This window comes from Bradyrhizobium sp. UFLA05-153 (assembly GCF_054185185.1).
On sequence record NZ_JBBIAM010000131.1, the window covers coordinates 1 to 24,821 of the forward strand.

Here is a 24,821-nt window from a genome sequence, read left to right on the forward strand (position 1 = left end):
GTCAGCACCACCGCGTATTTTTCGAAGAACAGCATCCATTCGCGCGTCAGCGTCGCCCGGCGCATCAGCGCCTTGGCATAGGCCGCCTGGTCGAACGGGGTGACCTTGGCGCGGTTGCCGCGCAGGCAGGCGAGCGCGCCGGGATCGCCCTCGCGCTCGGCGGCTTCCACCGCCGCCTCATAACCGTCGCCAAGCCACAGCTTCGTCTGCCATTCAGCAGCTTCCCGCATCGGCGGGGTGTTCTCGATCACCTCCACCGTCCAGCCTGCCCGCTCCAGCCGCTTGCCGGCGTCTCTGAGCGCGGCCGTCACTTCCGGTGCGGTCGCGAGCCCATCCGGATTGAGGCACAGCGCCGCACGCTTGGGCATCGCCGGTCCTTCGAGCGGCGCAGGCACCCACCAGGGGTCGCGCACGTCACGGGCCGCCATCGCGGCAAGCGAAATCCGCAGGTCATTGACGGTGCGCGCCAGCGGCCCGGAGACCGCGCTGATCTGCGGCCCGATCGGGCGCTCCGGCAGGGCCGCGTTGAAGGCGGGAATCCGGCCCATGGTCGGCCGCAAGCCGTGCACGCCGCAGGCATAGGCGGGGTAGCGGATCGAGCCCGCGATATCAGTGCCGTGGGCAATGTGGCCGATGCCGGCCGCTACCGCCGATCCGGCCCCGCCCGAGGAGCCGCCCGGGGTCAGCGAGGCATCGCGCGGATTCTTGGTGTCACCGTGGATCAGGTTTGTGGTGAACCAGCGATAGGAAAAGGCCGGGCAGTTGGTGCGGCCGAGAATGACGGCGCCCGCCTTGCGCAAATTGGCGACCACGGGGTTGTCGGCCTTCGCGATGACGTCGCGCTGGATCTTCAGCCCGTTCGTGGTGGCAAAACCCTCCTGGTCGACATTGACCTTCACCGTGACGGGTACGCCGGCCAAGAGGCCCGGATCCTCGCCCCGGGCGATCGCGCCATCGAGCGCTGCCGCCTGCTTGAGCACGTCCTCCGGCCGGTGGTCGATCACCGCATTCAGCTTGGGATTGACGGCATCGAGCCGGGCAAGTCCCGACTTTGCGGCTTCGGTGGCGGAAACCTTCCTGGACCGGATGAGAGTGGCGAGGTCGGCGGCCGACAGGCGCCAGAGGTCTTGCATGGCATGCTCCGTGTGACCGGGTCTTTTAGCGCCGGTCAGGCGGCAAAGCCATGCGCATTGCGCAGGGGCGGAATCCGGATCGTCAGTGCCGGGTGGCGGATTGATCCGGCAGGTCCAGAAGCGCTTCCGTGAAAGGAAATTCCAACACGATCTCACCGTCGTCGTCGGTGACCTCGATGACCGCCTCGAGCAACGCCGGCTGGGTGCCTTCCGACTTCAGCACTTCCAAAATCATTTGGCGCGCCACTTCCCAGGCACGATCGGGATTGCGCAGGTCCTCGCCGTCAGGATCCACGATCAATTCGTCGCCGATGCGGGTGTTGAAGAAATATCTGGGCATGCCTGATCCAATGGGGTCGCCTGTAGCCGATTGAAAGCCGTTTCGTACTCACAACCGCTTTATCCGGACAGGGCTCACACCCTATCGTCGTTCTCTACATATCGTTGTACTTTGCGTGGGGTTGTTTTGCTGTTTTTGCGTCATCTCCGCGGCGCGGTCGGGCTTTTCCGTGTTTGCAGCGCAGCATTGCAGCTGTCTACTACCTAGGTCCCGGAAGATTTAACTGGCGAACTTTTCCGCCCGCAGTAGTTTAACGGGGGGACGGATACGTCCGATTTTCTCAAAAAAGGAGGCGCTCAATGGCCTGGAAAGCACCGAAGATCGTCGAAGTGCCGTGCGGCATGGAAATCAACATGTATGTGAGCGCCACCCGCAAGTAAGGGCGGCAGTTTCACGTTGAGCGCAGGTGGATCCTTCGGGTGCGCCACGTCCCCGGATGAGGGGAATTGTGTCAGCCTGAGATCCACCTCGACACGTGTCTCCAGGAGACGGAATTATGCTTCGCGTCGTCGTCCTGGGCGCCGCGGCTGGCGGCGGGGTCCCGCAGTGGAACTGCGGGTGCACAGGCTGCTGGGCAGCGCGCGCTGACTCCCGACAATTGCAGAGAACCCAGGCTTCGGTCGCCTTCAGCGCCGACGGCGACAACTGGTTCCTGATCAACGCCTCGCCCGACCTCCGGCAGCAATTCAATGCCACGCCGCAGCTTCATCCGAAGCCGGGCGCGCTGCGCCACACGCCGATCGCCGGCGTGATCCTGACCAATGGCGAGGTGGACGCGGTGGCGGGACTCTTGTCGATGCGCGAGGGCTCGCCGTTCACGATCTACGCCCATGACAAGGTGCTGGCGATCCTGAAGGCCAACAGCATCTTCAACGTGCTGAACGAGAAGAACGTCAAGCGCCAGCCGATAGGGGTCGATGAGCCGTTCGAGCCGCGCCTTCCCGACGGCGCACGCTCCGGCATCGAGGTGGTTGCGTTCGAGGTAGCAGGCAAATCGGCCTGGTACCTGGAAGGCAAGGCGCATCCCGGCGGGAGCAGTGGCGCCGGCGACACGCTGGGCCTGAAGATCACGGACAAGTCGACCGGCAAGAATTTCTACTTCCTCGCTGCCTGCGCCGAGGTCACCGACACGTTGAGAGCGCAGATTGCCGGCGCATCGCTGGTGTTCTTCGACGGCACGGTGTGGCGCGACGACGAGATGATCCAGGCCGGGCTCGGCCAGAAGACCGGCAAGAGCATGGGGCATGTCGCGATGTCCGGCGAGGACGGCGCGATCGCGCGGCTCGCCGGCCTCGATATCGACAGGAAGATATTTCTGCATATCAATAACTCGAACCCGGCGCTGCTGCCCTCCTCGCCCGAGCGCAAGGCGGCCGAACATGCGGGCTGGCAGATACCCGCCGATGGAACGGAGATCGTGCTGTGAACGCCATGACGCTGCCCGGAATGACCGCACTCTCGATCGGCAAGGACATCAGGCTCAACTCGGCCGAGGAACTCGAGGCGACGCTGCGCCACATCGGCGCGACCCGCTATCACAGCCTGCATCCGTTCCATAAGCTCCTGCACGGCGGCAAGCTGAACAAGGGCCAGGTGCAGGCCTGGGCGCTCAACCGCTACTATTACCAGAGCACGATCCCGCTCAAGGACGCGGTGGTGATCTCGCGCTTTCGCGACCGCGCCACGCGGCTGGAATGGCGCCACCGCATCGAGGATCATGACGGCGATGTCGGCAGCGAGGGCGGCATCGAGCGCTGGCTGAAGCTAACCGAAGGCCTGGGCCTCGACACGGCCTATGTGGAATCAACCGAAGGCATTCTTCCCGCAACGCGCTTTGCGGTCGAGGCCTACGTGCATTTCTGCCGCGAGAAGAGCCCGCTGGAGGCGATCGCCTCCTCCCTGACGGAGCTGTTCGCGCCGAGCATTCACGAAGAGCGCATCAGCGGCATGCTGGAGCACTATGATTTCGTCAATCCTGATATCATGAGCTACTTCAAGCGCCGCCTGACCCAGGCGCCGCGCGACGCCAATTTCGCGCTCGACTATGTCAGGAAGCACGCCAGGACTCCCGAGGAACGCGCGGCCGTCTGCAACGCGCTGATCTTCAAGACCAACGTGCTGTGGGTGCAGCTCGACGCGCTCTATCATGCCTATGTCGACGGGCACATTCCGCCGGGCGCCTTCGTGCCCAAAGCGAGCTGAGAGGAAATAAGCAATGGCCGGGCCGCGTCACATCAGCGTCAGCGAAGCGAGCCGGCCCGTGCTGCCGCGGCATGCCAAGCTGAAATACGACGAGACGCGGAAGGTCTGGGTGATCCTGGCGCCGGAACGGGTACTGGCGCCGGACGAGATCGCGGTCGAGGTCCTGCAGCTCTGCGACGGCATCCGCAATGTCGGCGATATGGCCGACCAGCTCGCCGCGAAGTATGCTGCACCACGCGATGCGATCCTGAGCGACGTGATCGCCATGTTGCAGGACCTTGCAGACAAGGGCTTTCTGACCGAAGCCCGGGAGAAGACGTCATGAGCGACGTACTTGGCGACCCCGGCGTTCCCCACGATGTCAGCGATAGCCTGGCGGTGCTCGAAAAGCAGCGCTCGACGGCGGAGACGTTCGGCATTCCGCTCGCCGTCCTGCTGGAGGTCACACATCGCTGCCCGCTGCAATGCCCCTATTGCTCCAACCCGGTCGAGCTCGATCGCGCCGGAAAGGAACTTACGACCGAGGAGTGGAAGAGGGTCTTGACCGAGCTCGCCGAGATCGGCGTGCTCCAGGTGCATTTCTCCGGCGGCGAGCCGACCGCGCGGAAAGACCTCGTCGAGCTCATCAAGCATGCGAGCGACGCCGGCCTCTATACCAATTTGATCACTTCGGCCGTATTGCTGACGCGCGACAAGCTGGGCGAGTTCGCGGATGCAGGCCTCTGCCATGTGCAGATCAGCTTTCAGGGCACCGAGGATATCGCCGCCGACCGCGTCGCCGGCTACAAGGGCGCGCATCACAAGAAGCTCGAAGTCGCTAAGTGGACACGCGAGCTTGATCTGCCGCTCACCGTGAACGCGGTGATGCACCGCCAGAACCTGCACCAACTCCCCGACATCATCCAGATGGCGGTCGATCTCGATGCCGACCGGCTCGAGGTCGCCAACGTCCAGTACTACGGCTGGGCGCTGAAGAACCGCGCCGCGCTGATGCCGACGGTTGCGCAGCTCGACGAGACGACCCGTATCGTCCAGGAGGCGCGCGAGCGCCTCAAGGGCACGCTCGCGATCGACTATGTCGTGCCGGACTACTATGCGCTGCGGCCGAAGAAGTGCATGGGCGGCTGGGGCCGGCAGTTCTTCAACATCTCGCCCGCCGGCAAGGTGCTGCCCTGCCATGCGGCCGAGAGCATCACCGGGCTCGACTTCGAGTCCGTGCGCTCCAATCATTCGATCGCCTGGATCTGGCAGAACTCGGACGCCTTCAACCGCTATCGTGGCACCGGCTGGATGAAGGAGCCGTGCAAGACCTGCGAGTTCCGCGAGATCGATTTCGGCGGCTGCCGCTGCCAGGCCTTTGCACTGACGGGCGATGCGGCCAACACCGATCCGGCCTGCGCGCTATCGCCGCTGCACGAGACCATCTTCAAGCAGGCCGAGCGCGAAGCCGAAGGCGAGACCAACCGCTTCCTCTACCGCAACTTTGCCGGTGGCACTTGGGAGTCTGGCGAGAATGGCGCCTGACGCCGAGGCGGCCAAATCGGCCAAACGCGCCGATCCCTTTGCGCCGCTGACTTCGGAAATGCTCGCCGTCTCCGACGGTCACGAGATCTATGTCGAGAGCGTCGGCCGCGCCGACGGCATCCCGGCCGTCTATCTGCATGGCGGCCCCGGCAGCGGCTGCCAGCCCGACCATCGCCGGCTTTTTGATCCTGAACGCTTCCATGCCGTGCTGTTCGACCAGCGCGGCGCCGGCCGCAGCCGGCCGAAGGGCTCGCGCGAGCACAACACCACGCAGCATCTCGTCGCTGACATGGAGGCGATCCGCCAAAGGTTCGGTTTCGAACGCTGGATGGTGATCGGCGGCTCCTGGGGTGCGACGCTGGCGCTCGCTTACGCGCAGGCCCATCCCGACCGCGTCTCGGGCATCGTGCTGCGCGCAACCTTTCTCGGCACGCGAGCCGAGGTCGAAACCGGCTTCACGTCGCGGCTGCCGCAATTCTATCCCGCGCTCAACGAGGACTTTTTGAGCCTGCTGTCAGCCGAAGAGCGAGAGCGGCCGATCGAAGCGCATTGGCGCCGCATTCTCGATCCCGATCCTGACATCCATGGCCCCGCCGCGCGGGCCTGGCACGACACCGAGCGCACCCTGTCCGAACACAAGCCGGCGCGCACGCGGCTCGATCTCGCAACCATCAACGTGTGGCGCACGCTGCCCGCGACGCCCTTCATGGAAGCACACTACTTCATCAATGACTGCTTCATGGCGCCGGATCAGCTGCTGCAAAATGCCGGCAGGCTCGCCGGCATTCACGGCATCATCATCCAGGGCCGCTATGATTTGTTGTGCCCGCCCGAGATATCTTGGGCGCTCGCGAAAGTGTGGCCGGGTTCCGAGATCCGCATCGTGGAAGAGGCCGGGCATTCGCTCTATGATCCCGGCGTGAGGGACGCCGTGATGAGAGCGATCGCGGACCTTGCTTCGAAGGCCGCGCGATAGAACTCTCATCCTGAGGAGCGCTCCGAAGGAGCGCGTCTCGAAGGATGAGGCCGAGATGCTACAGTGGCGCCTTCATGGTTCGAGACGCGCGAAGACGCGCTCCTCACCATGAGGGTCTGCAAGAAGGACAACAAGAAGAATGCCGCTCGCCGGGAAGGGCATGCTGCTGACGTCGATGAATATCGACGCGGAGCATGAGGCCGATTTCAACCGCTGGTATGATCGCGAACATCTCGCGGAGCGTGTTGCGATCGAGGGTTTTCTGGAGGCGCGGCGCTATGTCGCTCACGCTGCCAGCCCCAAATATCTCTGCCTCTATTCGACTGCGACGCTCGACGTGCTCGACAGTCCCGCTTATCGGGCGGGGCTTGCAAGCCCGACCGACTGGTCGCGTCAGACCATGGCACGGTTCGAGAACATGATCCGCGCGGTGGCGCGCATCACCATCAGCCGCGGCAGCGGACGCGGCGTCGCGCTCGGCGTGGTACGGCTGCGCCCGACGCCCGACAATGCCGGACGATTGCGCGATGCACTGCGGGAAAAGCTCGCGCCGGAAAAATACGACGGCATCATCTCCATGCATCTGCTGGAGAGTGATGCAGAGCTTTCCGGCCCGACGGCGGAGATCCCGTCGGTGCGCAGCCCGGGCGCCAACGACTGGTTCGTGCTGATCGACGGCACGCGCGTCAGCGTCGTCTCTGCCGTGATTGCCGAACGCTTCACCGGCCCAGCAGCATCGCCGTCCTCGCTTCCCGTTTCCGTCGGCACCTACTGCCTGATGTGGGATCTCGCCAAGAGCGACATCAAGAGCGATACCGCGCGCGGGTGATGTCTCATCACACGTATCGCGAGATGCTGCACCGCCGCATAATGTTTGCTTCTGTTGATGCTCTCTGTGCGTAGCTCCTATGAATGCGGAGCATTGCCCAAATTTGCCTTTGTGCGAGCCTCGGAATGGTTCTAATAAGGTAAGCCTATGATCCAATTTAAGAACCATATCGACGCGTAAGCGTTCGCCAAGCTCAAGAAGGCCGCAGGGCGCTTGAGCCTGTGCGGACAGGGTAGGAATGAAACCGACCGATATTTCGGCCCCAGACTACTTTCACAAAGTAGTCGATTGCCAGTGGGCCTGTCCCGCGCACACCCCGGTTCCCGAATACATCCGTCTGATCGCTCAAGGCCGCTACAGCGACGCCTATATGATCAATTGGAAATCGAACGTGTTTCCCGGAATTCTGGGACGCACCTGCGATCGTCCATGCGAGCCAGCGTGCCGTCGCGGACGCGTCGAGGAAACTCCGGTGGCGATCTGCCGCCTGAAGCGCGTCGCGGCCGACTTCAAGGATGACATCAAGCAGCGCCTGCCGCGTCCCTCGCCTAAGAACGGCAAGCGCATTGCGCTGGTTGGCGGTGGCCCGGCGTCGCTGACGGTGGCGCGCGATCTCGCGCCGCTCGGCTATCACTGCACCGTGTTCGATGCCGACCCCGAAGCCGGCGGCATGATGCGCACGCAGATCCCGAAATTCCGCCTGCCGAATTCCGTGATCGACGAGGAGACCGGCTACATCCTCGAGCTCGGCGTCGAGTTCAAGGGCGGCCACCGCATCGAGAGCATGAAGGCGCTGCTGGCCGACAAATACGATGCGATCTTCGTGGGTTCCGGCGCGCCGCGCGGCCGCGAGCTCGACATTCCCGGCCGCAAAGAGGCAGCCGCGAACATCCATATTGGCATCGACTGGCTGTCCTCCGTCTCCTTCGGTCACATCGACAAGATCGGCAAGCGCGTGATCGTGCTCGGCGGCGGCAACACCGCGATGGATTGCTGCCGCACGGCGCGCAGGCTCGGCGGCGAGGACGTCAAGGTCATCGTGCGCTCCGGCTTCGAGGAGATGAAGGCTTCGCCCTGGGAGAAGGAGGACGCGATCCACGAGGACATTCCGATCCTCAACTTCCTCGTCCCCGTCGCCTTCGTCCACGACAACGGCAAGCTCACCGGCGTCACCTTCCAGAAAGTGCGCGCCGAGTACGACGCCAAGGGACGCCGCAACCTCGTTCCGTCAGGCGAGCCCGACCAGACCCTCGAATGCGACGACGTGCTGGTCGCGGTCGGCCAGGAGAACGCGTTTCCCTGGATCGAGCGCGACTGCGGCATCGAGTTCGACAAGTGGAACATGCCGAAGGTCGATCCCAAGACCTTCGTCTCGACCAACCCAAAGGTCTTCTTCGGCGGCGACGCCGCCTTCGGGCCGAAGAACATCATCTGGGCGGTGGCGCACGGCCACGATGCCGCGCTGTCGATCCACAGGTTGCTCTCGGGCGAAGACATCAACGAGCGCCCGCTGCCGGAGGTGCACGTCACCTCGCAGAAGATGGGCATCCACGAATGGAGCTATGACAACGATATCTCGCCGGAGAAGCGCTTCAAGGTGCCGCACCGCGACAAGGTGGTGGCCCTGAAGGACATCCGCGCCGAGGTCGAGCTCGGTTACGACGTCAAGCTTGCGCTCGGTGAAGCGCATCGCTGTTTGAACTGCGACGTGCAGACCGTGTTCGCCACCTCGCTGTGCATCGAGTGCGATGCCTGCGTCGACATCTGCCCGATGGACTGCATCACCTTCACGGAGAATGGCGAGGAGGCCGATCTCCGGCAGAGGCTGAAGGCGCCCTCGCCGCACCTGAACCAGGACCTCTACGTCTCCGGCGACCTCAAGACCGGGCGCGTGATGGTGAAGGACGAGGACGTCTGCCTGCATTGCGGACTGTGCGCCGAACGTTGTCCCACCGGCGCCTGGGACATGCAGAAATATCTCATCGATATGACTTACGCAGGATCATCATGCCCGACAAAAAGCCGATCAGCAGCGTAAACGACTTCGTCGTCCGCTTCGCCAACGTCAACGGCTCGGGCTCGGCGTCGGCCAACGAGCTGTTTGCCCGCGCGATCCTGCGCCACGGCGTGCCGGTCTCCCCGCGCAACATCTTCCCCTCCAACATCCAGGGCCTGCCGACCTGGTATGAGGTGCGGGTGACGGAAGCCGGCCATCTCGGCGCCCGCGGCGGCGTCGACATGATGGTGGCGATGAACCCGCAGACCTGGGACAAGGACGTCGCCGGCATCGAGCCCGGCGGCTATTTGTTCTACGATTCCACCAAGCCGATGCCGTCGACCAAATTCCGCGACGACATTACCGTGATCGGCGTTCCCCTGACCGCGATCGCCAACTCGACCTATACCGATCCGCGCCAGCGCCAGCTGTTCAAGAACATCATCTATCTCGGCGCGCTCTGCGCGCTGCTCGACATGGATCCCAAGGTGATCGAGCAGCTGATCGGCGAGCAGTACAAGGGCAAGGAGAAGCTGCTCTCTTCCAACGTCCATGCGCTGCATCTGGGGCGTGACTGGGCGCTGCAGAACCTGAAATGTCCGATCGGGCTGCGGGTGAAGAAGGCCGACAAGGTCGGCGATCGCATCTTCATCGAGGGCAACAGCGCCGCGGCGCTCGGCGCTGTCTATGGCGGCGCGACGGTGTGCGCCTGGTATCCGATCACGCCGTCCTCGTCGGTTGCGGAAGCCTTCACCAGCCATTGCAAGAAGTACCGGCACGATCCTGCGACCGGCAAGGCGAAATACGCGATCGTGCAGGGCGAGGACGAGCTTGCCTCCATCGGCATCGTGATCGGCGCCTCCTGGAACGGCGCGCGGGCCTTCACCGCGACGTCGGGCCCCGGCATCTCGCTGATGACGGAATTCATCGGCCTCTCGTATTTCGCCGAGATCCCGGCCGTGATCATGAACATCCAGCGCGCCGGCCCCTCGACGGGCATGCCGACCCGCACGCAGCAATGCGACATCATCGCCTGCGCCTACGCCTCACATGGCGATACCAAGCATGTGCTGCTGTTCCCGGAAGACCCGGCCGAGGCGTTCGAGTTCGCGGCAGCCGCGTTCGATCTGGCCGAGCGGCTTCAGACCACGATCTTCCTGATGCTCGATCTCGATATCGGCATGAACCACCGCCTCTGCCGTCCGCTGAAGTGGGACGACGCGCGGCAATATGACCGCGGCAAGGTGATGACCGCGGAGATGCTGGACGAGGGCCGCGACTTCGGCCGCTATCTCGACGTCGACGGTGACGGCATCCCCTACCGCACCTATCCCGGCACGCATCCGACCAAGGGCTCCTATTTCACCCGCGGCACCTCGCGCGACCGCTATGCGCGCTACTCCGAGGAAGGCACGGTCTATGCCGACAACATGCAGCGCCTCGTGCGCAAGTTCGAGACCGCGCAGGATCTCGTGCCACGGCCGCTGCAAGCCAATGCGGAACGACCGACCAAATATGGCGTGATCTATTTCGGCTCCACGGCGCCGGCGATGGACGAGGCGATCGGCCTTCTGGAGGCGCGCGGGCATCAGCTCGACCGCTTGCGCATCCGCGCCTTCCCGTTCCATTCCAGCGTGGCGAGCTTCCTCGCCGAGCACGATTTCGTCTACGTCGTCGAGCAGAACCGCGACAGCCAGCTCCGTCAGCTCATCGTCAACGAGAACGGCATCGACCCGGTGCGCCTCGTACCGATCGTGCATTACGACGGCTCGCCGATCACCGCCCGATTCATCGCAAAAGCCATTGGCGACCACCAGGATCAGCTCAAGGTGACCCCTCTCCGCAAGGCCGTGACATGACCTACATTGCAAAGCCGAAATTTCATCACCCGGGCCTGAAGAAGAACGAGCTCGGCTACACGCATCGCGACTACGAGGGCAAGATCTCGACGCTGTGCGCCGGCTGCGGTCACGACTCGATCACGGCCTCGATCATCGAAGCCTGCTACGAACTCTCGATCGAGCCACACCGGGTGGCGAAGATTTCCGGCATCGGCTGCTCGTCGAAGACGCCGGACTATTTCCTCGGCAATTCACACGGCTTCAACTCCGTACACGGCCGCATGCCTTCGGTGCTCACGGGCGCCAACCTTGCCAATCGCGACCTGATCTATCTCGGCGTCTCCGGCGACGGCGATTCCGCCTCGATCGGCTTCGGCCAGTTCGCACACTCGATACGGCGCGCCGTCAACATGACCTATATCGTCGAGAACAACGGCGTTTATGGCCTCACCAAGGGCCAGTTCTCGGCCACAGCCGACCGCGGCTCGAAATCCAAGAAGGGCGTCACCAACACCGACAACGCCATCGACCTCGTCGCGATCGCGCTGCAGTTGGGGGCGACCTTCGTCGCGCGCAGCTTCTCCGGCGACAAGACCCAGCTCGTGCCGCTGATCGCCGCGGCGATCCGCCACAAAGGCGCGTCCTTCATCGACGTCATCAGCCCCTGCATCGCCTTCAACAATCACACCGGCTCGACCAAGAGCTTCGACTATGTCCGAGAGCACAACGATGCAGTGAACCGGCTCGATGTGCTGGTCGGCCGCGACCCGATCAGCGTCGATTACGCGCCTGGCTCCGTGCAGGTCGTCGAGCAGCATGACGGCAGCAAGATCGCGCTGCGCAAGATCGACGCCGACTACGATCCGCATGACCGGCTAGGGGCGATGACCTTCCTCCAGAAGCACGCCGCCAAGGGGCAGATCGTCACGGGACTGCTTTATGTCGATCCCGAGGCGGATGACCTGCACGAGCACCTCAACACCGTCGAGACGCCGCTCAACACGTTGGAGGCCGACGATCTCTGTCCGGGTTCGGCGGTGCTGGACAAGATCAACGCCAGCCTGCGGTAGTACGCTCCGCCTCACTTAGCGGCTTGTGATCGACAGCTGCAGCGCAGCTCTGTGATTTTGTCTACAGCTTCGTCGCGCCAAGCGAGAGTTCGCTCACTCGATGGCTTCATCGGCGCTCGCAAGCAGCGCCGGCGGCACCTCGATCCCCAAGAGCTTCGCCGTCCTCAAATTGATGACGAGCTCGAATTTTGTCGGCGCCTGCACTGGAAGGTCGGCCGGTTTCGTTCCGCGCAGAATCCTGTCTGCATAGGAAGCGACCTCGCGAAACAACTCCGGGAAATCCAGCCCGTACGACATCAGTGCGCCGCTTGCCGGAAAGCTGCGGAACGGATGGATGCTGGGAATGCGCAGCTCGTTGGTCAAATTGACGATCAGATCCTGATGCAGGATCGGCAGAGAGTCGGGTAGCGTCATCAGGCCGGCCCTGGGCGAACCACCGGCGCCGCGAATGGCCCGCTCGATCTCGCCGGCATCGCGGACGTAGATCGTCTGCACGTTCACGCCGGTTTCGCGCCCGTCGCTCTCGATCTGGCGAACGAACGGCGCGCTGGTGTTGTTGTCGGGATTGGCGATCAGGACGATGCGCTCGATCGTCGTGTCGGCGGCCTTCAGCAGATCGACCCATTTGCCCCCGACCGCGAGTTCGAAATTCGTGAAGCCGGTGAGGCTTCCTCCGGGATGTGACAAGGACGTCACCACGCCGAGTTCGACGGGATCAGCCACCAGCAGGAATACGACGGGTATCGCGCCAGAGTACTTGCGCATTGCCTCGAGCGTGGGACTGCCCTGTGCGATCAGCAGGTCCGGCTTCCGCTGCACCAACGAAGCAGAAGCATCCGAAAGGGAGGATGCCATCGGTTTGGCCAGCCGCAGGTCGAACTCCAGATTGTCGCCGTCGCGCCAGCCGAGCTCGCCCAGCCGCTCCAGGAGCGCGGCGCGGAGCGGCAGCAATTGCTGCTCGCTGAACGAGGAGACCATGCCGACGAGCTTCCTGCGCGGCACTGGCTGGGCGTTCGCCGCAAGCCATGGCGTGGCCGCCAGGAGCCCGATTGCGCGGATGAAGGCGCGCCGGATCATGCGCGGCCCGGATTGGCAAGAGTCGAACGCATCACGCGCGTGTACCAGCATTCGGCCTCCAGGGGATAGGTAAAATCCGGGCCCGCGCGGCGCGCCAGGCCATCGCGGACAGGTGAACGCATCCGGTTCGCGTAGCGACTAACCGCCAAATACCCCGCCGGCGGCCAGCCGGACCTCATCGGCTCGAAGCGTTCGGGAACACACATGAAGCTTCCCCTCCTCGTCGTCCTCACCCTCGCCGCTCTCGGCGGTACCGGCCACGCCCAGGAGGCCACCAAGGCCCAGTCCGACGCTTTTGACACGCGCATGTTTGCGGGCGCGCCCGGCCACAAGGCCTATGCCTGCTTCGTCCGCCGTTACGATGCCGTGCATCTGGCTCGCCATCCGAAGCAGAAGGTTGCCTCCATGAAGCTGCTGGTCTCGGCCGAGTACGAGCAAGAGGACAAGGAGCTGCACTACGCCTTCCGCCTGGGCTTCCGATATCGGCACCGCTCGGGCGAATTCGACTCCTCCGGCTCCTGCGGCCACGCGCTGTTTCAGGACAACGGCGACGAGGTCCGCTTCGGCTGCGGCGTCGACTGCGACGGCGGCGGGATCGGGATCGCGCTGTCGAAGGACGACAAATCGGCGATCGTTCGACTCGAGCGCGTCAAGGTCTGGCAGAACAACAAGCTTGACGACGACGCCGAGGAATCGCTGGTCGCCGGCGCCGACGACAAGATTTTCCGCCTCGACCGCACCGACACCAGCGAGTGCGCCTCGCTCGTGACCGACCGCAAGGAACTCGCCGCGCTTCGTCACAAATGATAGGTTCGCCCCGATCTGGAGAACCGCCATGAACCGCCGTAATATTTTGTGGAGCGCAGCATCGGCTTTGGGCACGGCCCTCGCCGCGTCGCGCGCAAAGGCTGCGACCGAACCGACGCCAGCGGACAGGCTGAAGGTCGTCTATCATTTGAGCGATGCCGAGAAGGTCAATTTCGTTCTCGGCAACATCCAGAACCACATCGACGGTGTCGGCGGCCCCGAGCACGTGACGATCGCGCTCGTCATCCACGGCCCGGCGCTCAAGGCGTTTCACTCGACGCAAGCCAATCCCGACGTCAGCAAGCGCGTCGGCGATTTCGCCAGGGACGGTGTAGAGCTCGCTGCCTGCAGCAACACCATGAAGGCGCAGAACATCACGCTGAAGGATCTCTTGCCCGGCTTCGTCAGCGCGGTGAAAGGCGGCGTGGTCCGCCTCGCGGAGCTGCAATCGCAGGGGTATTTGTATTTGAGGCCGTGAGTTCGACGGAGGTTGGTGTCGCCGTCCCAAGCTCAGCTGTCATCGCCCGGCTTGACCGGGCGATCCAGTATTCCAGAGGCGCAGAGATTCAGCCGAGAAGCCGCGGCGTGCTGGATGCCCCGGTCAAGCCGGGGCATGACGGCGAAAATGGGGACGCGGCTTGCCGGAATCGCCGTGTACGCTTCACGCATGAGCGTTACGCCGCCGCGGGGATCGGCCGCGGGCTGACTACGTACTCCCGCAAAACCTTGTCGTTGGCATCGACCTCGATCAGCGACACGTCGTAGGTCCAGAGATCGGCGAGATGCTGGAGCACACGCTTGGCGTCGGTCTCGTTGAGCTGCGAGCCCTTGATGACGTGGTGATGCAGGATCAGCCGGCGGTCGCCGGCGAGGTCGACGTCGACCACCTCGATATTGGCGTCGATGAAGCCGACATCGTGCTGCCGCGCGAGCTCACGGCGGACACGGCGGAAGCCGCGCTCGTCGTGGATGGCGTCGACCCGGATGCCGGCGCGCTCCTCGGGATCGTCGTGGAGATGGAACATGCGCAGGTGCCGCATCAGCCTGGGGCTGAGGAACTGCCCGATGAAGCTCTCATCGCGGTAGTTGGCCCAGACGTCGCGTAGCACGCCCGTGGCGTCGCCCTTGCCGGCAATGTCCGGGAACCACTCGCGGTCCTCGGCCTCGGGATTCGTAGCGATCCGCTCGATATCCTGCATCATCGCAAAACCGAGCGCATAAGGATTAAAGCCGGAGAAGCGCGGATCGTCGAACTCGGGCTGGAACACCACGTTGGTGTGTGACTGGAGGAATTCGAGGAAGTTGCCGTCGGTGATACGGCCCTGCTTATGCAGGGTCGACATGATGCGATAGTGAACGTAGGTCGCCGTCCCCTCGTTCATCACCTTGGTTTGGCTCTGCGGGTAGAAATACTGTGCGATGTGGCGGACGATGCGCAGCAATTCACGCTGCCAGGGCGCCAGCCGCGGCGCGCTCTTTTCCAGGAAGTAGAGCAGGTTTTCCTGCGGCAGGCCGAGCAGCTTGCGACGCCGCTCGATGCTCAGCACCGACCGGCTCTTGCTCGGACCTGTCGGCACGGTGCGCCAGAGGTCGTTGAAGACCTCCTCCTCGTGCTGGCGACGGCGGCCGGCGCGCTTTTCCTCAGCTCGCAGATCGATATTCTTCTTGCCGGGATACCGGTCGATGCCGTGCGACATCAGCGCATGCGCCGCGTCGAGCGTGCGCTCGACCTCGACGCGACCATAGCGCGCCTCGCATTGCGAGACGTAGTTCTTGGCGAAGTCGAGATAATCCAGAATACCGTCGGCATCGGTCCACTGCTTGAACAGATAGTTGTTCTTGAAGAAGTGGTTGTGGCCGAACGCGGCATGCGCAATCACCAGCGTCTGCATCGTCGCCGTGTTCTCCTCCATCAAATAGGAGATGCAGGGCGAAGAATTGATCACGATCTCGTAGGCGAGGCCCATCAGGCCCTTGCGGTAGGAGGCCTCGTGAAACGCAAAATGCTTGCCGAAGGACCAGTGCTTGTAGAACAGCGGCATGCCGACGGAGGAGTAGGCGTCCAGCATCTGCTCGGCGGTGATCACCTCGATCTGGTTCGGATAGACGTCGAGGCCGAGCTCCTTCTTCGCGACGTCCTCGCAGGCATCGTGGATACGCTGCAAGGTGAGGAAGTCCCAGTCCGCGCCTTCGAACAATCGCCCGGTCTTGTCCGTCATGGAGCGGCCTTCTCCTGATTTTCGCGGCGCTGGAACAGGTCGTGGAACACCGGGAAGATTTCGCTGCGCTCGCTGACCTTGCGCATCGACAGCGGCGCGCCGCTATTGCGCAGGCGCTCATAAAGCGTCCAGAGCGAGGAGTCGGAGAGATCGAACGCGCTGCCGCCGGACTCGCCAACTTCGAGATAAGCGAAGAACTGGCAGACCGGCAGGATCTTCTCGGTCAGGAGCATGCCCGCGAGCTCGCCGTCGGAATAGGAGTTGTCGCCGTCGGAAGCCTGGGCTGCATAGATGTTCCAGTCCGATGGATTGAAGCGCTCGCGCACGATCTCATGCATCGCCTGGAGCGCGCTCGACACCAGCGTGCCGCCCGAGGCCGGACCATAGAAGAAGGTCTGCTCGTCCACCTCCTCCGCGCGGTCGGTGTGACGGATGAAGACGATCTCGACGTGCTTGTAGCGGCGCTTCAGGAAGACGTAGAGCAGCATGTAGAAGCGCTTGGCGAGATCCTTCATGTGCTCGGACATCGAGCCGGAGACGTCCATCAGGCAGAACATCACCGCCTGCGCCACCGGCTTGGGCACCGTCTCGAAGCGGCGATAGCGGATGTCGAGCGGATCGATGAAAGGGATGCGCTTGGATTTCGCCTTCAGCCTCTCGAGTTCAGCGACGAGCGCCGCGCGCTCGTCTTCGTCGGTGCATTCGGCGATCCTGGCTTCCAGCTCATCCATCTCGCTCTTGCGCGGACGGCGCAGCGCGATACGGCGAGCGAGCGCGAGCTGGACGGTCCGGTTGACGGAGATGTTCGCAGGTGAGCCAGACGTGGTGTAGCCGGCGCGCTGGAGGCCCTCGCTCTCGGTCTGGGTGATCTTACGCTTGGCGAGATCGGGAAGCTCGAGATCATCGAGGAAGAGATCGACGAACTCGTCGCGGCTCAAGACGAAGCGAAAGGCGTCCTCGCTGTCGCCTTCACCGGGACCGGAGTCCTTGGCGCCGCCCTGCCCCGAACGCTGCAGATAGTCGCCCTCGATGAACTTCTTGTTCCCGGGCAGCACCATGTCGCGTGTGCCGCCTTCGCGGCGGAAGCGCGGCTCGTGCATCCCGTCGAGGGGGATCGTGACCTCCCCTCCCTCCAGGACGTCCTTGATATCGCGTTCCTGCGAGGTCTTCTTGACGGCGCCCTGCACCAGGGATTTGGCTCGACGCAAGAACCGCTGGCGGTTCTCAAGACTCTTGCCGCCCGGATTCAGGCGCCTGTCAATAATGTGGGCCACGTTCTCATCCGCCTCAACCGGCCTGCTTCACACGCATATACCACTCGACGAGCCGGCGAACCTGACGCTCGGTGTAGCCGCGCTCCACCATACGTGCGACAAACTCGCCGTGCTTCTTCTCGGTCTCGCCGTCCTTCTTCGACCCGAACGAGATCACCGGAAGCAGGTCCTCGACCTGAGAGAATATCCGCTTTTCGATCACGTCGCGAATCTTCTCGTAAGAGGTCCAGTTCGGATTCTTGCCGCTATTCTGAGCCCTGGCCCGTAACGAGAATTTGACCACCTCGTTCCGGAAGTCCTTCGGGTTGGCGATGCCGGCGGGCTTCTCGATCTTGGTCAACTCCTGGTTCAAGAGTTCGCGATCCAGGAGCTGTCCCGTATCGGGATCCTTGAAGTCCTGATCCTCGATCCATGCATCGGCATAGTCCACGTAGCGGTCGAACAGGTTCTGGCCGTAATCCGAGTAGGATTCGAGATAGGCCTTCTGGATCTCGTTACCGATGAACTCGGCGTAACGCGGCGCAAGCTCGGCCTTGATGAATTCCAGGTAGCGTTTCTCGGTCTCCTCGGGAAGCTGCTCGCGGCGGATCGCCTGTTCCAGCGCGTACATCAGATGCACGGTATCGGCTGCGACCTCCTGCGGATCGTGGTTGAAGGTCGCGGCCAGGATCTTGAAGGCGAAGCGAGTGGAAACGCCGTCCATGCCCTCATCGACACCGGCGGCATCACGGTATTCCTGGACGCTGCGCGCCTTGGGATCGGATTCCTTCAGGCTTTCGCCATCGTACACCCGCATCTTGGCAAACAGCGTGGAATTTTCGTGCCTGCGCAGACGTGACATCACCGAGAACCGCGCCATCGTCTCCAGCGTCGCGGGCGCGCAAGGTGCCGAGGCAAGCTCTGAGCCCTGGATCAGCTTTTCGTATATCTTCTGCTCCTCGGTGTATCGCAGGACATAGGGCACCTTGATCACGCAGATGCGGTCGATGAAGGCTTCGTTGTTCTTGTTGGACTTGAAGCTCGCCCACTCGGCCTCGTTCGAGTGCGCGAGGATGATGCCGGTGAAGGGGATCGCGCCGATGTTCTCGGTGCCGATATAGTTGCCCTCCTGCGTCGCGGTGAGCAGCGGGTGCAGCATCTTGATCGGCGCCTTGAACATCTCGACGAATTCGAGGATGCCCTGGTTGGAGCGGTTGAGGCCACCGGAATAGCTGTACGCATCGGGGTCGTTCTGCGCGTAGGTCTCCAGCTTGCGGATGTCGACCTTGCCGACCAGCGAGGAGATGTCCTGGTTGTTCTCGTCACCGGGCTCGGTCTTGGCGATCGCGATCTGGCGCAGCCGCGACGGCTGGATCTTGGCGACGCGGAATTGCGAGATGTCGCCGCCGAAGGCTTCCAGCCGCTTGTAGCACCACGGGCTCATCAGGCCGGTGAGACGGCGGCGCGGAATGCCGTACTTCTCTTCCAGCATCGGCCCGAGCTGATCGGGATCGAACAGGCTGAGCGGGCTTTCGAACACCGGGCTCAGTTCATCGCCGGCCTTCAGCACATAAATGGGTTGCACTTCCATCAGCGACTTGAGCCGCTCGGCGAGCGAGGATTTGCCGCCGCCGACCGGGCCGAGCAGATAGAGGATCTGCTTGCGTTCTTCGAGGCCTTGCGCGGCATGACGGAAGAAACCAACGATGCGCTCGATCGTTTCTTCCATGCCGTAGAAGCCGGCGAACGCTGGATAGGTGCGGATCGTGCGGTTCAAAAAGATTCGGCCAAGGCGTGGGTCCTTGGCCGTGTCAATCGTCTGGGGTTCACCGATCGCAGCTAGTAGTCGCTCGGCTGAATTCGCGTATTTCATGGGATCGCTTCGACACGATTCCAGATATTCCGCCATCGACATGTCGAGCTGGCTTCTCGCCTCGAACGACCGAGCGAAAGCGTTGAACAAAGAATCGTTGTACATGATCCCTCTCCGCGTGATTTCCGCTTACCCAAGCTGAAACGAAAGCAGTTGCTGGACCGTTCCTCAGCGCCCGTTTCGAATCAGCGTGAGCACATGACGATCATTGGACACCCGGGCGCCTTCTCGGCGCAACGCACTACGTAGGCACCGGGTGAGTTACGAACAGGCACTTGCCTGTTATTTATGCGAATCTATACCCGTACTCGCTAATTTCCAGCAAATGTCGCCCCACCGCAACATCCGGGCATTACCGGGGATGTGTCCATCCGGCAGCGCAGCATAGCGGCCCGCCGACGGCAAACTTATGACGCTTTGACGGCGAAGCTTTGAGCGTCGTGACGGCTCTTCTGTTGCAATGCGGTGCGCCGCTCGCTCGCGTCGTGACAAGCCTGACAGGCTCGCAGGAGCGTCGCGAGGTCCGTCGCCAGCCCGGCCGGATCGATGACGATGAAATCCGTATCGCTCTGTGGCGAGATCGCGCGTCTGCTCCTGACGCAGCGAAGTTGCTGCCGCAGCGCCGGCGTCGGCGTCAGCACAACGGTTTTGCATCCGCGGCTTTCGCGCACCGAAACGTCTTCGATCGAGTCCCAGAGCAGGAATTCATTGCCGATACGCAAGTCGCGGATGCCGTAACGGCTGACGATGACGACCGGCCCCCGCTCGGCCGGCAACATCCATATCAGCCGGCAGGTGACGAGCCCGAACAGCAGGACACCCGCGCAGCCTGCCGCCCGTTCATAGGCGCCGAGTCCACCCCACAACTCGAAGGCAAGATCTCGAGATCGTCGGACGCATCAAGCCCGGCAGGAGAGGCCGATCCACGCGGCGTGACGGCAATCGCAAGGCCGCCAGAATTTGCGTGCATGCTTATCCCCCAGCATGGCAGTTCATGAATGAACTAACGCCACCCGCCCAACGGACAATGCTTGAGCCCGCGAGACAAAACTCCGTTCAGCGAAGGCTGACGCTACGCTACAGACTCTGGCCGAAACGCTTACGGCCAACGACTTTCACGCAACCGGACAACCAATCGGCTGGATCGCTACGATCTCAACAGAGTTATGCCGAGAGTATGACGCAAATACCCTTGATTGGTTCCCTCCCAAGGTCATGTTAACACACCATAGCGCGTCAGGACCGGCGCTGGAACCCCTCGCCCGCCACCGGCTCGGAGAAAAGAGAGACCATGAATCCCGTCAAAGAACTGGAAAAGCACGGACAGGCCGTCTGGCTGGACTTCCTGGCCCGCGGCTTCATCGCGAAGGGCGACCTGAAGCAGCTGATCGAGACCGACGGCGTCAAGGGCGTCACCTCCAACCCGTCGATCTTCGAAAAGGCGATCGGCAGCTCGGACGAATATGACGCCCCGATCGGCAAGGCGCTGAAGCGCGGCGACCGTCCGGTCGCCGACCTCTTCGAGCAGCTCGCGGTCGAGGACATCCAGAATGCCGCCGACGTGCTGCGCCCGGTCTATAACCATCTGAAGGGCCAGGACGGCTTCGTCAGCCTGGAGGTGTCGCCGTATTTGGCGATGGACACCAAGGGGACGGTCGCGGAAGCCCGGCGGCTCTGGAAGGATGTCGATCGCAAAAACTTGATGATCAAGGTGCCGGCGACGCCGGAGGGCCTGCCGGCCATCGAGCAGCTCATCGGCGAAGGCATCAGCGTCAACATCACCCTGTTGTTCTCCAAGGAGGTCTATCTGGAGGTTGCCGAGGCCTATCTTGCGGGCCTTGAGAAGTACGTAGCCGGCGGCGGCGATCCGTCGCATGTCGCAAGTGTCGCAAGCTTCTTCGTCAGCCGGATCGACACCGTGGTCGACAAGCAGCTCGACGACAAGATCGCCCGCGCCAATGACCCGAGCGAAAAGGAGCGCCTGGCGGCGCTCAAGGGCAAGGTCGCGATCGCGAATGCAAAACTCGCCTATCAGGACTACAAGCGCCTGTTCTCCGGGCCACGCTGGGACAAGCTCGCCGCCAAGGGCGCGAGGCCACAGCGGATGCTGTGGGCCTCCACCGGCACCAAGAACAAGGACTATAGCGACGTCCTCTATGTCGAGGAGTTGATCGGCCCGAACACCATCAACACCGTGCCGCCGGCGACGCTCGATGCGTTCCGCGACCACGGCAAGCTGCGCGACAGCCTCGAGGAGAATGTCGAGGAGGCTGCCCGCGTGCTGGAGGAGCTCGAGCGCTCCGGCATCTCCCTCGACGAGATCACCGAGGAGCTCGTCAAGGACGGCGTGAAGCTGTTTGCCGACGCCGCCGACAAGCTCTATGGCGCGGTCGCCTCCAAGCGCGCCACCGTGCTCGGGACCGCGATCGACCGCCAGCACCTTGCCCTTGGCGAGGGCCTCGGCAAGGCCGTGACCAAGAACACCGAAGAGTGGCGGGTCTCGGCAAAGATCCGCAGGCTCTGGCAGCACGACAAATCGGTCTGGACCGGCGCGGATGAGAACAAGTGGCTCGGCTGGCTCGACTCCGCGGTGAAGGCCGACATCGCCGACTATGCGGATTACGCTGGTCGCGTGAAGGGCCAGAAATTCTCCGACGCCGTCGTGCTCGGCATGGGGGGATCGAGCCTCGGGCCCGAAGTGCTGGCCGAGACGTTTGCGCGGAAGGCGGGCTTCCCGAAGCTGCATGTGCTCGACTCCACCGACCCGGCGCAGGTACGGGCGATGGAAGCCAAGATCGACATCGCCAACACCGTGTTCATCGTATCCAGCAAGTCCGGCGGCACCACCGAGCCGAACGCGATGAAGGACTATTTCTACGACCGTGTCGCGCAAGCGGTCGGCTCCTCCGTCAAGACCGGCCATCGTTTCATCGCGGTTACCGACCCCGGCTCGTCGCTGGAGAAGGCCGCCAAGACGCTGAACTATGCCCGCATCTTCTACGGCGAGCCCTCGATCGGCGGACGCTATTCGGTGCTCTCGCCCTTTGGCCTCGTGCCGGCCGCGACTGCCGGCATCGATGTCGGAAGCTTCATCAAGCACACGCTCGCCATGGTGCGCTCCTGCGGACCGGACGTGCCGCCGCATGAAAATCCCGGCGTGCAGCTCGGCCTTGCCATGGGGCTCGCCGGCCTCGAGGGCCGTGACAAGGTGACCATCTTCTCGTCGAAGAAGATCGCTGATTTCGGCGCCTGGGCCGAGCAGCTCATCGCGGAATCGACCGGCAAGGAGGGCAAGGGTCTGATCCCGATCGACGGCGAACCGCTCGGAGATCCGCACGTTTACGGCAACGACCGCTTCTTCGTCGATATCCGTACCGAGAGTGAGACGGACGCGGCTCACGACGAGAAGCTCGCCGCGCTCGAGCGCGCGGGTCACCCCGTGGTGCGTATCGTCATGAAGTCGGTCGACCATCTCGGCCAGGAGTTCTTCCGCTTCGAGATGGCGACCGCAGTCGCGGGCTCCGTCCTCGGCATCAACCCGTTCGACCAGCCGGACGTAGAAGCAGCCAAGATCAAGACCCGCGAGCTCACCGCCGCGTTCGAGAAGACCGGCGCGCTGCCGCCCGAAAAGCCGGTCGTCAGCACCGCGGATGCCGATCTCTACACCGACGACACCAATGCGGCGGCGCTCCGCGCCGCCGGCGCGAACGGCGACCTCACCTCGTGGCTGAGAGCGCATCTCGGCCGCTCGGGGCAAGGCGACTATGTCGCGCTGCTCGGCTATATCGCGCGCGACAAGGCCACGATCGAGGCCTTGCAGGCGATGCGGACGGAGGTGCTCGAAAAGCGCCATGTCGCCACCGCCGCGGAATTCGGTCCGCGCTTCCTGCATTCGACCGGACAGGCCTACAAGGGCGGGCCCGACAGCGGCGTATTCCTGCAAATCACGACCGACGACGCCAAGGACCTTCCGGTGCCGGGCCAGAAGGCGAGCTTTGGCGTCATCAAGGCGGCGCAGGCGCGCGGCGACTTCGACGTGCTCACCGAGCGCGGACGGCGCGCGCTCCGCGTGCACCTGAAGGGCGGGCTGAAGAAAGGCCTTGCCGCGCTGAACGCCGCGCTCTCGCAAGCGTTGAACTGAAAGAGGATACGTCAATGCAGCTCGGCATGATCGGCCTCGGCCGGATGGGCGGCAACATTGTCCGACGGCTGATGCGGAATGGCCATTCGGCCGTGGTCTATGACAAGGACGCCAAGGCCGTCGCCGATCTTGCCGCCGACGGCGCGCAAGGCGCGAGCACGCTGGAAGAGTTCGTCGCCAAGCTCGACAAGCCGCGCACCGCCTGGGTGATGCTGCCCGCCGGCCGCATCACCGAGACGACGATCGAGACGCTCGCAAAGCTGATGCAAGCCGGCGACGTCATCATCGACGGCGGCAACACCTTCTGGCAGGACGACGTCCGCCGCGGCAAAGCGCTCAGGGAGCGTGGCATCCACTATGTCGACGTCGGGACCTCCGGCGGCGTCTGGGGGCTCGACCGCGGCTATTGCATGATGATCGGTGGCGACAAGGCCGTCGTCGACCGGCTCGATCCGATCTTCGGCACGCTGGCGCCGGGCGCAGGTGACATTCCGCGCACGCCGGGACGTGAGGGCCGCGATCCCCGCATCGAGCAAGGCTACATCCATGCCGGGCCGATCGGCGCCGGTCATTTCGTCAAGATGATCCACAACGGCATCGAGTACGGCCTGATGCAGGCCTATGCCGAGGGTTTCGACATCCTCAAGAACGCTGACATCGAGGCGCTGCCGGCGGATCATCGTTTCAATTTCGATCTCGCCGACATTGCCGAGGTGTGGCGGCGCGGCAGCGTGATCCCGTCCTGGCTGCTCGACCTCACCTCGACCGCGCTCGCCGACAGCCCGGCCCTGACCGAGTATTCGGGGTTCGTGGAGGATTCCGGCGAAGGGCGCTGGACCGTGAATGCGGCCATCGACGAGGCGGTGCCGGCCGAAGTGCTGACCGCGGCCTTGTTTGCCCGCTTCCGCTCACGCAAGGAGCATACCTTTGCGGAGAAGATCCTCTCCGCCATGCGTGCCGGCTTCGGAGGGCACAAGGAGCCGAAACAACCGGGTGCATCCAAGCCCAAAGCCTGAAGGCCGGCCATTCGTGACAAAAGATCCGCAGCCCCAACGCAAACCCGAAAATTGCGCCTTCGTCATCTTCGGCGTCACCGGCGATCTGACCCATCGCCTGGTGATCCCGTCGCTCTACAATCTCGCCGCCGAGAACCTGTTGCCGGAGAAATTCTGTGTCGTCGGCGCCGCCCGCAAGGGTATGTCGAATGACGAGCTGCGCGACGGCCTGTTGAAGGGCCTGCGCGAGCATGCCACCCGTCCGGTGGACGACGTCGTCGCCCAGCAACTCCTGCAATGCGTGACCTTCGTCGAGGCGGACCCAAAGGATCCACCCTCCTTCGACGCGCTGCGCGAGCATCTGGACGCGCTCGAATGCTCCCGCGGCACCGGCGGCAACCGGCTGTTCTATCTCGCGACCCCGCCGGCGGCGTTTGCACCGACCGCGCGCGAGCTCGGCCGCACCGGACTGATGAAGGAAGACAACGGCGCCTGGCGGCGACTCGTGGTCGAAAAGCCCTTCGGCACCGACCTCGCCTCGGCGC

The 24,821-nt window shown here is 63.5% G+C and carries 21 protein-coding genes and 1 pseudogene; 15 read left to right on the top strand and 7 right to left on the bottom strand.

The window, feature by feature from the left end; translation table 11 throughout:
- A partial coding sequence (locus tag Q2941_RS42830; RefSeq protein WP_458196299.1) for an amidase family protein occupies positions 1–1,133 on the bottom strand: 1,133 nt, incomplete at its 3' end.
- Positions 1,134–1,215: 82 nt separating this feature from the next.
- On the bottom strand, positions 1,216–1,473 hold the full coding sequence (locus tag Q2941_RS42835; RefSeq protein WP_027522469.1) for a DUF6894 family protein: 258 nt from the start codon (positions 1,471–1,473) through the stop codon (positions 1,216–1,218).
- 299 nt (positions 1,474–1,772) lie between these two features.
- Between Q2941_RS42835 and pqqA the strand changes: the two genes are divergently transcribed.
- The 10 genes from pqqA to Q2941_RS42885 all read left to right on the top strand — a co-directional run bounded on the left by pqqA (position 1,773) and on the right by Q2941_RS42885 (position 11,911).
- Positions 1,773–1,853 carry a pyrroloquinoline quinone precursor peptide PqqA gene (gene pqqA, locus Q2941_RS42840; RefSeq protein ID WP_007595659.1) on the top strand — a complete coding sequence of 27 codons (81 nt, stop codon included), beginning with the start codon at positions 1,773–1,775 and terminating at the stop codon, positions 1,851–1,853.
- A 116-nt stretch (positions 1,854–1,969) separates the two neighbouring features.
- On the top strand, positions 1,970–2,899 hold the full coding sequence (pqqB, locus tag Q2941_RS42845) for a pyrroloquinoline quinone biosynthesis protein PqqB (RefSeq protein ID WP_458196300.1): 930 nt from the start codon (positions 1,970–1,972) through the stop codon (positions 2,897–2,899).
- Between the two features lie 20 nt (positions 2,900–2,919).
- Complete coding sequence (gene pqqC / locus Q2941_RS42850) at positions 2,920–3,675, top strand: pyrroloquinoline-quinone synthase PqqC (RefSeq protein WP_371260481.1); 756 nt, start codon at positions 2,920–2,922, stop codon at positions 3,673–3,675.
- A gap of 13 nt (positions 3,676–3,688) precedes the next feature.
- Entirely contained in the window at positions 3,689–4,000 is a 312-nt protein-coding gene (gene pqqD, locus Q2941_RS42855; RefSeq protein ID WP_027522472.1) for a pyrroloquinoline quinone biosynthesis peptide chaperone PqqD, read from the top strand.
- Positions 3,997–5,199 carry a pyrroloquinoline quinone biosynthesis protein PqqE gene (gene pqqE, locus Q2941_RS42860; RefSeq protein WP_458196301.1) on the top strand — a complete coding sequence of 401 codons (1,203 nt, stop codon included), beginning with the start codon at positions 3,997–3,999 and terminating at the stop codon, positions 5,197–5,199. Before pqqD ends, pqqE begins: the two co-directional genes overlap by 4 nt.
- Complete coding sequence (pip, locus tag Q2941_RS42865) at positions 5,189–6,175, top strand: prolyl aminopeptidase (RefSeq protein WP_027522474.1); 987 nt, start codon at positions 5,189–5,191, stop codon at positions 6,173–6,175. Before pqqE ends, pip begins: the two co-directional genes overlap by 11 nt.
- Before the next feature lie 139 nt (positions 6,176–6,314).
- Positions 6,315–7,004 (top strand): hypothetical protein, encoded by a 690-nt coding sequence (locus Q2941_RS42870; RefSeq protein ID WP_458196302.1) that lies wholly within the window; start codon positions 6,315–6,317, stop codon positions 7,002–7,004.
- A gap of 238 nt (positions 7,005–7,242) precedes the next feature.
- Positions 7,243–9,042, top strand: a complete 1,800-nt coding sequence (locus Q2941_RS42875) for an FAD-dependent oxidoreductase (protein ID WP_027522476.1) — start codon at positions 7,243–7,245, stop codon at positions 9,040–9,042.
- Positions 9,012–10,859 (top strand): 2-oxoacid:acceptor oxidoreductase subunit alpha, encoded by a 1,848-nt coding sequence (locus Q2941_RS42880; protein ID WP_458196304.1) that lies wholly within the window; start codon positions 9,012–9,014, stop codon positions 10,857–10,859. The genes Q2941_RS42875 and Q2941_RS42880 overlap by 31 nt, the downstream gene beginning before the upstream one ends.
- Entirely contained in the window at positions 10,856–11,911 is a 1,056-nt protein-coding gene (locus tag Q2941_RS42885; RefSeq protein WP_027522478.1) for a 2-oxoacid:ferredoxin oxidoreductase subunit beta, read from the top strand. The genes Q2941_RS42880 and Q2941_RS42885 overlap by 4 nt, the downstream gene beginning before the upstream one ends.
- A 93-nt stretch (positions 11,912–12,004) precedes the next feature.
- On the opposite strand, the gene Q2941_RS42890 is transcribed toward Q2941_RS42885, so the two are convergent.
- The gene (locus Q2941_RS42890; protein WP_458196305.1) at positions 12,005–13,039 is read right to left on the bottom strand and encodes an ABC transporter substrate-binding protein; all 1,035 of its coding nucleotides are present in this window, start codon (positions 13,037–13,039) and stop codon (positions 12,005–12,007) included.
- 153 nt (positions 13,040–13,192) lie between these two features.
- On the opposite strand from Q2941_RS42890, the gene Q2941_RS42895 reads away from it, so the two are divergent.
- Both Q2941_RS42895 and Q2941_RS42900 read left to right on the top strand, forming a co-directional pair.
- Entirely contained in the window at positions 13,193–13,795 is a 603-nt protein-coding gene (locus Q2941_RS42895) for a hypothetical protein (RefSeq protein WP_254111129.1), read from the top strand.
- Positions 13,796–13,823: 28 nt separating this feature from the next.
- Positions 13,824–14,273, top strand: a complete 450-nt coding sequence (locus tag Q2941_RS42900; protein ID WP_458196306.1) for a DsrE family protein — start codon at positions 13,824–13,826, stop codon at positions 14,271–14,273.
- Between the two features lie 196 nt (positions 14,274–14,469).
- Here Q2941_RS42900 and Q2941_RS42905 read toward each other — a convergent pair whose 3' ends face one another.
- From Q2941_RS42905 to Q2941_RS42920, 4 genes are all read right to left on the bottom strand, one after another.
- On the bottom strand, positions 14,470–16,014 hold the full coding sequence (locus Q2941_RS42905) for a SpoVR family protein (protein ID WP_027524654.1): 1,545 nt from the start codon (positions 16,012–16,014) through the stop codon (positions 14,470–14,472).
- Complete coding sequence (locus Q2941_RS42910) at positions 16,011–17,288, bottom strand: YeaH/YhbH family protein (RefSeq protein WP_027524655.1); 1,278 nt, start codon at positions 17,286–17,288, stop codon at positions 16,011–16,013. The genes Q2941_RS42905 and Q2941_RS42910 overlap by 4 nt, the downstream gene beginning before the upstream one ends.
- Before the next feature lie 13 nt (positions 17,289–17,301).
- Positions 17,302–19,245: a PrkA family serine protein kinase gene (locus Q2941_RS42915; RefSeq protein ID WP_027524656.1), complete on the bottom strand. Its 1,944-nt coding sequence runs from the start codon at positions 19,243–19,245 to the stop codon at positions 17,302–17,304.
- Between the two features lie 302 nt (positions 19,246–19,547).
- Positions 19,548–20,006 (bottom strand): hypothetical protein, encoded by a 459-nt coding sequence (locus Q2941_RS42920; RefSeq protein WP_458196307.1) that lies wholly within the window; start codon positions 20,004–20,006, stop codon positions 19,548–19,550.
- 425 nt (positions 20,007–20,431) lie between these two features.
- On the opposite strand from Q2941_RS42920, the gene Q2941_RS42925 reads away from it, so the two are divergent.
- From Q2941_RS42925 to Q2941_RS42935, 3 genes and pseudogenes are all read left to right on the top strand, one after another.
- Complete coding sequence (locus Q2941_RS42925; RefSeq protein WP_458196308.1) at positions 20,432–23,281, top strand: bifunctional transaldolase/phosoglucose isomerase; 2,850 nt, start codon at positions 20,432–20,434, stop codon at positions 23,279–23,281.
- Between the two features lie 14 nt (positions 23,282–23,295).
- Positions 23,296–24,297 carry a phosphogluconate dehydrogenase (NAD(+)-dependent, decarboxylating) gene (gene gnd, locus Q2941_RS42930; protein ID WP_027524658.1) on the top strand — a complete coding sequence of 334 codons (1,002 nt, stop codon included), beginning with the start codon at positions 23,296–23,298 and terminating at the stop codon, positions 24,295–24,297.
- Positions 24,298–24,310: 13 nt separating this feature from the next.
- Positions 24,311–24,821 (top strand): annotated as a pseudogene (locus Q2941_RS42935) (glucose-6-phosphate dehydrogenase); the annotation flags it as partial.